Origin of the sequence: Bordetella petrii, assembly GCF_020991325.1 — a bacterium.
Lineage (GTDB): Bacteria > Pseudomonadota > Gammaproteobacteria > Burkholderiales > Burkholderiaceae_B > Bordetella_A > Bordetella_A petrii_E.
Genome location: NZ_JAJMLX010000167.1, coordinates 1 through 10103, shown reverse-complemented (window position 1 = coordinate 10103; position 10103 = coordinate 1). Strand labels below are relative to the sequence as shown.

Sequence of the window (10103 nt, the reverse complement as noted above, 5' to 3'; positions counted from 1 at the left end):
CGTGCCGGCCGGGGAAGCTGCCCAGGCCGGCCCCGCGCCTGGCCCGGCACCGGCTTCCGAACCGCCCCCCGAGCCGGACGGCTGGAAGGTGGCGGTGGATGCTATCAACCTGAACGACGCCAGCCTGCATTTGCGCGATGCGCCCACCGGGCTGGACTACACCCTGGCCGGCCTGGGCGCCACGGTGGAGAACCTGCAGTTCCCGCAGCCGCCCGACCAGCCCATCCTGACCTGGCTGACCATGGACAACCCGCTGGATGGCGGCTGGATACGCGCCAAGGGGCCGTTGATGCTCAGCCCCCTGGCGCTGGACCTGAACCTGCAGGTCGGCCACGTGGCGCTGGCGCCGTTTGCCGCGGCGGTGCGCAGCCAGGCTCCTATCCAGCTGCAGGACGGGCTGCTGGGGCTCAGCGGCCGCATCCAGCTGGCCGAGCGCAATGGCGCGACCCAGGTCGCGGCGACCGGCGTGCGGGCCGACATCTCGCAACTGGCGGTGCGCGACGAATCGGTAAAACCGGCGGTAGACCTGGCCCTGGAAAAACTGGCGCTCAGCGCCGACCGCCTGGCGCTGGACGGGCAGCCCACGCCCTTTACGCTGCAGGCGTCCGGCATCCAAGGGCAGGGGCAGCTTGCCCTGCAAGGCCAGTTGACGCCGCAGCCCCTGGCGTTGCAGACCCAGGTCGATCTGCAGGGCCTGGACCTGGCGTCGCTGGCGCCCTATGTGGCGTCCAGCCTGAATGCCACGGTGCGCGCGGTGACAGTCGGCGCGCGCGGGCAGGCGGCATTCGCGGCGGCGGCGGGCGGCGCGCCCATGAAAGTGCGCTGGGAAGGCGGGCTGGATGTCACCGGCCTGGACCTGGCCGACCGCGTCAATCGCGATGACTTCCTGAAGTGGAAGCGCCTGGGGTTGGACGGCATGCGGGTGACGATGGATGGCGACAAGCTGGCCGCCAATCTGGGCGACATCACGCTGGATGATTTTTATGGCCGCATCCTGCTCAGCGCCGAGGGCCGGCTGAATGTCATGGACCTGGTGGCCGAGCCAGGCCAGGCGGGCGGTTCCATCACCCAGGACACCCAGACGCGCGGCCGCACCGCGCGCGAGCCGGACACCTCGGGCCAGTTGCCGGACATTTCCATCGGCAGTGTCACGCTGAAAAGCGGCCGCATGACGTTCACCGACCGCTTCGTCAAGCCGAACTACACCGCGGAACTCTCGCGCATCGAAGGCGGGCTGTCCGAGGTTTCCTCGCGCAACCCCAAGCCGGCCAAGGTGAAGGTGACCGGGCGGGTGTACGGAACGGCGCCGCTGTCGGTCAGCGGCACGGTGCAGCCGTTCGCGGAATTCCTGTCGCTGGACCTGAAAGCCTCGGCCAAGGGCGTGGACCTGCCGCGCTTCACCACGTATTCGTCGAAATATGTGGGCTATCCCATCAAGCGCGGCAAGCTGTCGCTCGACCTGGAATACAAGCTGAAAGACCGCGCGCTGCAGGCCAGCAACCACGTGGTGCTGAACCAGCTGACCTTCGGCGACAAGACCGACAGCCCCGACGCCACCAAGCTGCCGGTGATGCTGGCGGTGGCGCTGCTGAAAGACAGCCGGGGCAATATCGATATCAACCTGCCCATATCCGGGTCGCTGGACGACCCGCAGTTCTCGGTGGGCGGCATCATCGTGCGGGTGCTGGTCAACCTGGTGGTCAAGGCCGTGACCTCGCCTTTCTCGCTGCTGGCGTCGGCGTTCGGAGGCGGCGAAGAGCTTTCCTATATCAACTTCGAGCCCGGCAGCGCCATCCTGGCGGCCGATTCCAACGACAGCCTCACCACCCTGGCCAAGGCCCTGAACGACCGGCCCGGCCTGAAACTGGACATCATCGGGCGCGCCGATCCGGTCACCGACACCGAAGGCCTGCGCCAGGCCTGGGTGGACCTGCAGGTGCGCAAGGCCAAGGCGGACGATACGGGCGGCCGCGGCAAGCATCCCGACCCGGCCAGTATCCAGGTGTCCGACGCCGAGCGCGCCGAGTACCTGGAAGAGGTCTACGACGACACCGATATCGAAGACAAGCCGCGCAATTTCATCGGATTCGCCAAATCGGTGCCGCCCGATGAAATGGAGGCCATGCTGCGCAAGGCCGCGCCCGTGGGCGAGGACGACCTGCGGCAACTGGCCGATGCGCGTGCCCAGGCCGTGTACGAAAAACTGCAGGAAATCGGCCCGGCCGACCGCATTTTCATCGTGGCGTCGAACCTGGACGGCGCGGCGGGCGAGGGCGAGGCCAAGCCGTCGCGCGTGGAGTTCGCCCTGCAGTAAAGAATGCGGGGCGGCGGCGCGGCGGGCTCGGGCCCGTCGGCAGGCTTCAGGGAGCCTTGGGCTCGGGCAGGCCGTCGGTCACTTCGGCGATGCCCTGCTTCATTTCGTCGTAGCTCATGTCGCGTTCGTGCTGGAAGCTGCCCAGCATGCCGGCGCAGCCGTCCACGCCCGATTCGCGCATGTCGGTCATCATTTTTTCGCCGTCTTTGCGGCCCTGCTGGAACTGGGGTTCGAAGCGGCCGGCCTGGTAGCCGTATTCCGCGGCGTAGCGCTGGAAGTTGGCCTGGGCCGTGGCGTGGTGCCGCTTCAGGTCGGGGGGCGACGCCCCGCACACTTGCGCGGCGCCATTGGTGGCGCCGGACGTGGCAACCAGTTGGTCGAATTCGAACTGGTCCTGGGCATGGGCTTCAAGGGCGCCGGCCAGACCCGCGGCCAGCGCAAGGGCAAGAGACAGGTATTTGCGCATGGGTCCATTATGGCAAGCCCCGCCCGCCCGCAGGCCGCCCGGACCGTATGGAGTGGTATCAGACTGTGCGCGTTTTTTTCCCGCGTTTAGCGCCGCCGCCCGGCCCTTCCCCCGGGAACCGCCGAGTGGCACTATGATGGCGGTTTGCGGGCGATATCCGCCCGCGCCATCCCGTCCCGTACCTGGAGAAAACCATGACCATCAAAGTCGGCGATCGCGTGCCCGACGGCACCCTCACCGAGTTCTTCGACACCGAAGCCAATGGCTGCTCGCTGGGCCCCAACGCGTTCCAGGTGGCCGATCTGGCCAAGGGCAAGACCATCGCCGTGTTCGCCGTGCCGGGCGCCTTCACGCCCACCTGCTCGGCCAAGCACCTGCCGGGTTATGTCGAACAAGCCCAGGCCCTGAAAGCCAAGGGTGTCGACGAAGTCTGGTGCGTGGCGGTCAATGATGCGTTCGTCATGGGGGCCTGGGGCCGCGAACAGCAAACCGCCGGCAAGGTGCGCATGCTGGCCGACGGTTCGGCCCACTGGACCCGCGCGCTGGGCCTGGAACTGGATCTGGACGGGCGCGGCATGGGGGTGCGTTCGCAGCGCTATTCCATGGTGCTGAAAGACGGCGAAATCAAGCAGCTGAACATCGAAGCCCCCGGCAAGTTCGAGGTCAGCGACGCTGCCACTATGTTGTCGCAGATCTGATCTACCGTAGTGACATCCGCGGAGGGCATCGTGCCGCTCCGCGGCGCCGCCGTCCGGCGGCAATTCCTGCATCCCATGCTATCCACGATTTCTTCCTTTTCGTCGCTTTACCTGGCGACCTTGCTGATGCTGATAGGCACCGGCTTGTACAACACCTACATGGGGCTGCGGCTGACCTCCGAATCGGTCAGTGAAATCTGGGTCGGCGCCCTTATCGCCAGCTATTACCTGGGCCTGGTGTGCGGCGCGCGCATGGGCCACAAACTGATCATCCGCGTGGGCCACATCCGCGCCTTCGTGGCCTGTGCGGCCATCTCCACCAGCATGATCCTGGCGCAGGTGCTGGTGGACTACATGCCGGTCTGGCTGCTGTTCCGCCTGGTGTCGGGCATTGTCATGGTGACCGAACTGATGGTCATCGAAAGCTGGCTGAATGAGCAAACCGAGAACAACCAGCGCGGCCGGGTGTTCTCGGTTTACATGGTGGTGTCGGGCCTGGGCACGGTGCTGGGGCAGTTGGTGCTCACCGCCTATTCCACGCTGGACCAGCGCCCGCTGACCCTGGTGGCGGCCAGCCTGGTGCTGTGCCTGGTGCCCATTGCGGTGACGGCGCGTTCGCACCCGCCCACGCCCTTGCCCGCGCCGCTGGACCTGCGGTTTTTCCGGCAGCGCGTGCCTTTGTCGCTAACCGTGCTGTTCGTGGCCGGCAACCTGTCGGGCGCGTTCTATGGCCTGGCGCCGGTGTATGCCGCCAATTTCGGCATGACCACCTCCCAGGCGGCCGTTTTCGTGGCGGCCGGCGTCACGGCCGGCCTGCTGTCGCAATGGCCCATGGGCTGGCTGTCCGACCGCATCAACCGCGCCGGCCTGATCCGTTTCAATGCCTTCCTGCTGGTACTGCTGCCGGTGGTCATGTGGGGCTGGTTCAGCCTGCCGTTCTGGCTGATGGTGGTCATGTCCTGCGTGTTCGGCGTGCTGCAGTTCACCTTGTACCCGCTGGGCGCCGCCTTCGCCAACGACCACGTCGAACCCGAGCGCCGCGTGGGCCTCAGCGCCATCCTGCTGATGACCTACGGCGTGGGCGCCTGCCTGGGGCCCATGGTGGCGGGCGTGCTGATGTCGGCCGCGGGCCCCAGCATGTACTACGTGTTCGTGTCGGTGTGTGCCCTGATCCTGGTGTGGCAGGTGCGGCCCGCGCGCGTCACGGGCGCGCACCAGGTCGACGAGGCGCCCGTGCATTTCGTGCCGCTGCCCGACAACCTGCAAAGCTCTCCGGCCGTGGCGGCGCTGGATCCGCGCGTCGACCTGGAAGTGGACGTCAGCATGGAAGTGGCGCCGCCCGAGCCCGACGCGGCATCCCCCGAGCCCGATGCGCCTTCTGCCGGCACCACGCCCGCCGGGCCCCCGGACGACGAACAGCCGCAGGCACGCACCGGCACGTGACGGGCAAGCCTTTGGGCCTGTGCCGTGATTCCTGGCTGTTGCCGGGTGTCTGCACCCGTCGTGCCGAGCCTGCGCACATATCGGTGTCTGACACCCCTGCCGGGGAGTCAGACACCCGGCCATGCCTCTGCAAGATCGTGGCGAGTATTCGGTGTTGATGGGTGTCTGGCTCCCGCCAGGGTGCCAGACACCGTTCGACTGAGACTGTCGTGGCACAGGTGTCAGCGTTTCACTGCGCGATGCGCGACCCGCCCGGAATGAAACGGTGGAGCCAGATCGGGGACGCCGCGGAGCCGGCTTTGCCGGTCCGCCAGCGTCGCCCCCTTGAGGGGGATGAGCTCGGACAGGGAACAGTCCTTGAGGACTGTTCCCTGCTTGGTGAATCCGAGCGGCTTGCAAGCCGCGAGGTGGAAAGCGCGTAGCGCTTCGGGGGTGGGACTTTCACCGGCCGGGCCGTCAAGGCATCATCATCAAGATCGCCGCCAATGCCAGCACCAGCCCCAGCAGGTTCACGCGGCTGAGCGGCTCGCTGAACGCCAGTGCGCCCACCACCGTGCCCACCGCGATCACCCCCATGTTCATGGTCGAGAACACCAGGGCCGGGTTTTTCGGCAAGGCCTGGTGCGCGCCGATGTAGGTGACGATGTTGCCGAAGTTCGCTGCCCCCAGCGCCACGCCGGCCAGCAGGTGGCGGGGCTGCCAATGGATGCGCCGCGCCAGCAGATAGCCGGCCATGAGTACGCCGGACAAGGCGAAGGCGATCAGCAATGCGCCCGGGAACGCGGCCCCGGCCTTGGCCATTTGCTTGAACAGGATGTCCACCACGCCATAGGCCGCCCATACCCCCAGCGGCCACAGCCAGGCCTTGCCGCCGCTGGTGCCGGCGGGTTCCAGGCCGCGCCGCTGCAGCACGCAGAACAGGGCGGTGAAAGCCAGGGCAATGGCGCCGGCCTTGCGCAGGGTGATCGATTCGCCAAACAACAGGAAGGCCGCCAGCAGGGGCAGGAACAGCGACAGGCGCTGGGCCGCGTCGCTGCGCACGATGCCGGCGTGGCGCACGGACTGCGCCATCGCCATGAAGCCGCTGGGCAGCAGCAGTCCCAGCGCCAGCAGCAAGCCCCAGGAATGGCTGGCCGACTCGATCTGCGCGCTGGTGGGCCGCAGTATCAGCCAGGTCAGCGCGGCAGTCACGGCGTAGTTCGCGGCGATGGCCTGGCGCACATCGACCTGGTAGCGGCGGGCCAGCTTCAGCATTACCGCCACGGTGACGCTGAACGCCACGCTGGCCAGCAGGTACAGCAGGCCCGGCGTCAGCTGGAACATGGCACGGCGCCTTCCGCATGCATGCCCAGGCGGGCCAGCAGGCGCTGGTCGGCATCCACTTGCGGATTGCCGGTGGTCAGCAACATGTCGCCGCAGAACAGCGAGTTGGCGCCGGCCAGGAAACACAGGGCCTGCATGGTGTCGTCCATGGTCTCGCGGCCCGCCGACAGCCGGACCCGGGCGCGCGGCATGGCAATGCGGGCCACGGCAATGGTGCGCACGAACTCGAAGGGGTCCAGCGGCTCGGTGCCGGCCAGGGGAGTGCCTTCAACCTGGACCAGGTTGTTGATGGGCACGGATTCGGGATAAGGATCCAGGCTGGCCAGTTGTGCGATCAGCGCGGCGCGTTCCCGGCGCGCTTCCCCCATGCCCACAATGCCGCCGCAGCACACGTTCAACCCGGCGTCGCGCACGCGGTCCAGCGTGTCCAGGCGGTCTTGGTAGGTGCGCGTGGAGATGATGCTGCCGTAGAACTCGGGCGACGTGTCCAGGTTGTGGTTGTAGTAGTCCAGGCCAGCGGCTTTCAGTTGTTCGGCCTGGCCGTCGCGCAGCATGCCCAGCGTGACGCAGGTTTCCAGGCCCAGCGCTTTTACTGCGCTGATCATCTCGGCAACTTGTTCCAGGTGATGCGGCTTGGGGCTGCGCCAGGCCGCGCCCATGCAGAAGCGCTGCGCGCCGCCCGCCTGCGCGGCCCGTGCCGCGTTCAGTACCTCGTCCAGCGGCATCAGCTTGTCGGCGGCCAGGCCGGTGTCATGGTGCGCCGATTGCGGGCAGTAGGCGCAGTCTTCCGGGCAGCCGCCGGTCTTGATCGACAGCAGGCTGGAAAGCTGGACGGCATTGGCGTCGAAATGCTGTCGATGCACTTGCTGGGCGCGGTACAGCAGGTCCATGAAGGGCAGTTCATACAAGGCCAGGATGTCATCGGTGCGCCAGGCCGGGTTGGGTGCCTGGGCAGGCCGGGCTATATCGGCAACGGGGATGGTCGAGGTATGCATGGCGTTCTCCGGTGATCAACCTGGCCGCGGCGAAGGCCGGCCAGTGGGGCGGATCGTAAGAACGGGTTCGGCGTCCGTGCAACGGCGCCAGAATTGGCATAAATGACGGGGAATTTGCCGAAATTAATAGATAAAGACGGCGTAATGGCGGGTGCGTGCCGGCAATCCGCCGGCATCGTCGCTTAGTTTGTGTCCCGGATTTTTTGTTTCTTTATGTAAAGTCGTGCGCCGTCTAAACGAGACTATCGCGGCACATAACGGTGTCTGGCACCCTGGCGGGAGCCAGACACCTGGCTAAGCTGCCGCCGCGAATTCTCGCGAATGCCCAGGGGTGTCTGGCTCCCGCCAGGGTGCCAGACACCGTTACACCGCCTGCGCTCAGAACGAGATCGTCGCCCCCAGGCGCAGTGTGCGCTGCGGCGACAGGGTGGCGAAGCCGTCGGCAAAGGTGCCGTCCCAGTAGTCGCGGTCGAACAGATTGTCCACGTTGGCGTAGAACGTGACCGGCGTGTTGGAAATGCGGGTCGCATACTTGGCGCCCACGTCCACGCGGGTCCACGAAGGCATGCGGATGTCGTTGGCCGAATCCAGCCACTGGGGGCCGGTGTAGATGACGCGCCCGTTCAGGCTCAGGCCCTGTACCGGCGTGGCCCACTCCAGCCCCAGGTTGGCCAGCCAGTTGGGCGAACCATAGATGTCGTTGCCCTTCTTGCCGTCGCCCACCGTGGTGCGTTGTTCCGACGTCAGGTACGACACGCCGCCCAGCACCGTCAAGGTGCGGGTCAGTTTGCCGCTGACCGTCCATTCCAGCCCGCGGTTGCGCTGCTTGCCCTCGGCGATGCGGTCGCCGGCGTCTTCCAGGCTGACGCCCAGGAAGCTCTTGTCGATCTGGAACGCGCTGAAGGTGTGCAGATAATCGCCCCGGCGCAGCTTGATGCCGAACTCCACCTGGCGGGATTGGGTGGGCTTGAAGGTTTCGCCTTCGTTCAGGTAGCCCAGGCCCACGGTCTCGCCGGGCTGCAGGCCCTCGATATAGTTGGCGTACAAGGACGTGTCTTCGCCCCAGGGCTTGAGCACCACCGCGGCCATGGGGGTGATTTTCGATTCGTCGTAGTCCACGCCGCGCCCCTGGCGCACGCGCTGGTAGCGGCCGCCGAGGGTCACCTGGACCTTGTCCTTGGCGAACCCCAGGGTGTCGGCCAGCGCCACCGAGGTCAGCACATCGTCATAGCCATTGCCGCCGGCGCGGTCGGGGCTGTCGGGGAAATCCGGCCGGATCGGATCGTAGATGTTCTGCGGATAGCCGGCATTGGGCCGGTTGTACACGTCCTGCTCGAAGCTGCCCACGTTGCCGGCCAGCGTCATCGTGTGGGACACGCTGCCGGTCTGGAATTTGGCGCGCAGGCCCACTTCGCCCACGCGGGCCTGTTCTTCCGAATCCACGTTGTACACATAGCCCAGCGCCGACCCATCGGTGCCGGTGACCACGGTGCGCGTGCCGAACATCAGGCCGCGTCCGCGCGAGTTCGAGCCGCCGAAGGCCGCGTAGGCGGTCAGGTGTTCGTTGATGTCCAGCTCGCCGCGCAAGGCGAAACCGTAGTCGCGCTGCACGCCGCTGGTGCCGCGGAACAGGTTCGACGAATTGTTGGGCGGGCGCACCAGCTGGCCCAGGCGGCTCATTTGATACATGGCGGGGCTGCCGTTCTCGATGTCTTCCCGGCTGCTATAGGCGTCCAGCGACACGCGCCAGTTGTCGCCCGCGTAGTCCAGGCCCAGCGCGCCCAGCTCGCGTCCCTTGCGCTGGCCCGATACGCCGGTTTCGCCGGTGCCGTACACACCGTTGAAGCGTATGCCCAGCCGCTCTTCGTCGCCGAAGCGGCGGCCCAGGTCCACATGGGCCTGTCCGTAGCCCGGGCTGACGTACGAGGTGGTCAGGTCGGCAATGGGGGTAGAGCCCGCGCGCTTGGGCACCAGGTTGATCATGCCGCCCAGGCTGGCCGTCGGGCCCATGCTGGTCAGCATGGAACTGGGGCCGCGCAGCACTTCTACACGCTCGATGAACTCGATGGGCACATGGGCGAACGGCATGACACCGTACATGCCATTGAAGGCCATGTCCGCGCCGTCGACCCGCAGTCCGCGGATGGTGAAGTGTTCATACATGTGGCCGGCATTGGTGGTGGTGCGCACCGAGGGATCGTTCAGCAGCACTTCGCCCACCGTGCGCGCCTGCTGATCCTGGATCAGCCCGGACGTGTACGAGGTGGTGTTGAACGGAGTGTCCATCACATCTTTGTTGCCCAGGATGCCCAGCCGCGATCCGGTGGCCACCTGGCCGCCAGGCGCGGCCGGTGGCAGTGCCTCGGCATCGATCTGGCCCTGCACGGTGATGGGCGACAAGGTCGTGGTGCCGGTGGCGGCTTGCGCCATGGCCAGCGTGGGCAGGGCCAGCGTCGCGATCAGGCAGGCGCGGGCGGAAGGTGCAACGTACCGCGGTGTGGTGTTTTTTATTGACATGTTGTTCAAGGGGATTGTGGCCGGATACGGGTGGGGGATGCGGGAAAAATGCGCGGGCCCTGCCGGTAGCGCCGCTGCGCGCGGTAGGCCAGGTAGCCCAGCAGCACGGCGGCAATGGCGAAGAAGCTGTCCACGAAGAAATAGGCCTGCAGATACGGCGCGGCGTGTGCGGCGGCAATAAACGAGACGGCGCTGGACAGCGGCACCGCCGCGTTCAGCGCGGCGCTGGCCCACAGCAGGCCCGCCGACGCGCGGGACGCTCCCAGCCAGAAGGCCAGGGCCAGCCAGGCGCAGAACACGGCGTAATACGCATAGCCGGCGATGCCGGCCTGCGCCGCCGCCGTATC

General features: G+C 66.9%; 7 protein-coding genes and 1 pseudogene. 3 read left to right on the top strand and 5 right to left on the bottom strand.

The genetic code is table 11. The features are described 5' to 3' along the window. Window positions 1–2314, top strand: a 2314-nt coding sequence (locus LPZ50_RS16230; protein ID WP_230662601.1) for a DUF748 domain-containing protein, incomplete at its 5' end; no start/stop codon positions are given. Between the two features lie 46 nt (window positions 2315–2360). Here the strand turns inward: LPZ50_RS16230 and LPZ50_RS16225 are convergent. Next, window positions 2361–2780, bottom strand: coding sequence for a hypothetical protein (locus LPZ50_RS16225; RefSeq protein ID WP_230662599.1), 420 nt, complete (start codon window positions 2778–2780; stop codon window positions 2361–2363). A 194-nt stretch (window positions 2781–2974) separates the two neighbouring features. Here LPZ50_RS16225 and LPZ50_RS16220 point away from each other — a divergent pair, with 194 nt between their 5' ends. Next, a complete protein-coding gene (locus LPZ50_RS16220) occupies window positions 2975–3478 on the top strand; it encodes a peroxiredoxin (protein WP_230662597.1) in 504 nt (167 codons plus the stop codon). A 75-nt stretch (window positions 3479–3553) separates the two neighbouring features. Next, window positions 3554–4921 carry an MFS transporter gene (locus LPZ50_RS16215; RefSeq protein WP_230662605.1) on the top strand — a complete coding sequence of 456 codons (1368 nt, stop codon included), beginning with the start codon at window positions 3554–3556 and terminating at the stop codon, window positions 4919–4921. A 456-nt stretch (window positions 4922–5377) separates the two neighbouring features. Here the strand turns inward: LPZ50_RS16215 and LPZ50_RS16210 are convergent, their stop codons facing one another. The 4 genes and pseudogenes from LPZ50_RS16210 to LPZ50_RS16195 form a co-directional block, all read right to left on the bottom strand. After that, a complete protein-coding gene (locus LPZ50_RS16210; protein WP_230662603.1) occupies window positions 5378–6235 on the bottom strand; it encodes an EamA/RhaT family transporter in 858 nt (285 codons plus the stop codon). Next, window positions 6232–7239: a biotin synthase BioB gene (gene bioB, locus LPZ50_RS16205; protein WP_230662595.1), complete on the bottom strand. Its 1008-nt coding sequence runs from the start codon at window positions 7237–7239 to the stop codon at window positions 6232–6234. Before bioB ends, LPZ50_RS16210 begins: the two co-directional genes overlap by 4 nt. A 378-nt stretch (window positions 7240–7617) precedes the next feature. Continuing rightward, entirely contained in the window at window positions 7618–9756 is a 2139-nt protein-coding gene (locus LPZ50_RS16200) for a TonB-dependent receptor (RefSeq protein WP_230662593.1), read from the bottom strand. A gap of 5 nt (window positions 9757–9761) precedes the next feature. Then, window positions 9762–10103, bottom strand: a pseudogene (locus LPZ50_RS16195) (hypothetical protein); the annotation flags it as partial.

What these genes read in the sequence shown, in the direction of transcription:
- LPZ50_RS16225 (WP_230662599.1), bottom strand. Translation starts at nt 2,780, where the DNA reads ATGCGCAAATACCTGTCTCTTGCCCTTGCGCTGGCCGCGGGTCTGGCC.
- LPZ50_RS16200 (WP_230662593.1), bottom strand. Translation starts at nt 9,756, where the DNA reads ATGTCAATAAAAAACACCACACCGCGGTACGTTGCACCTTCCGCCCGC.
- bioB (WP_230662595.1), bottom strand. Translation starts at nt 7,239, where the DNA reads ATGCATACCTCGACCATCCCCGTTGCCGATATAGCCCGGCCTGCCCAG.
- LPZ50_RS16220 (WP_230662597.1), top strand. Translation starts at nt 2,975, where the DNA reads ATGACCATCAAAGTCGGCGATCGCGTGCCCGACGGCACCCTCACCGAG.
- LPZ50_RS16215 (WP_230662605.1), top strand. Translation starts at nt 3,554, where the DNA reads ATGCTATCCACGATTTCTTCCTTTTCGTCGCTTTACCTGGCGACCTTG.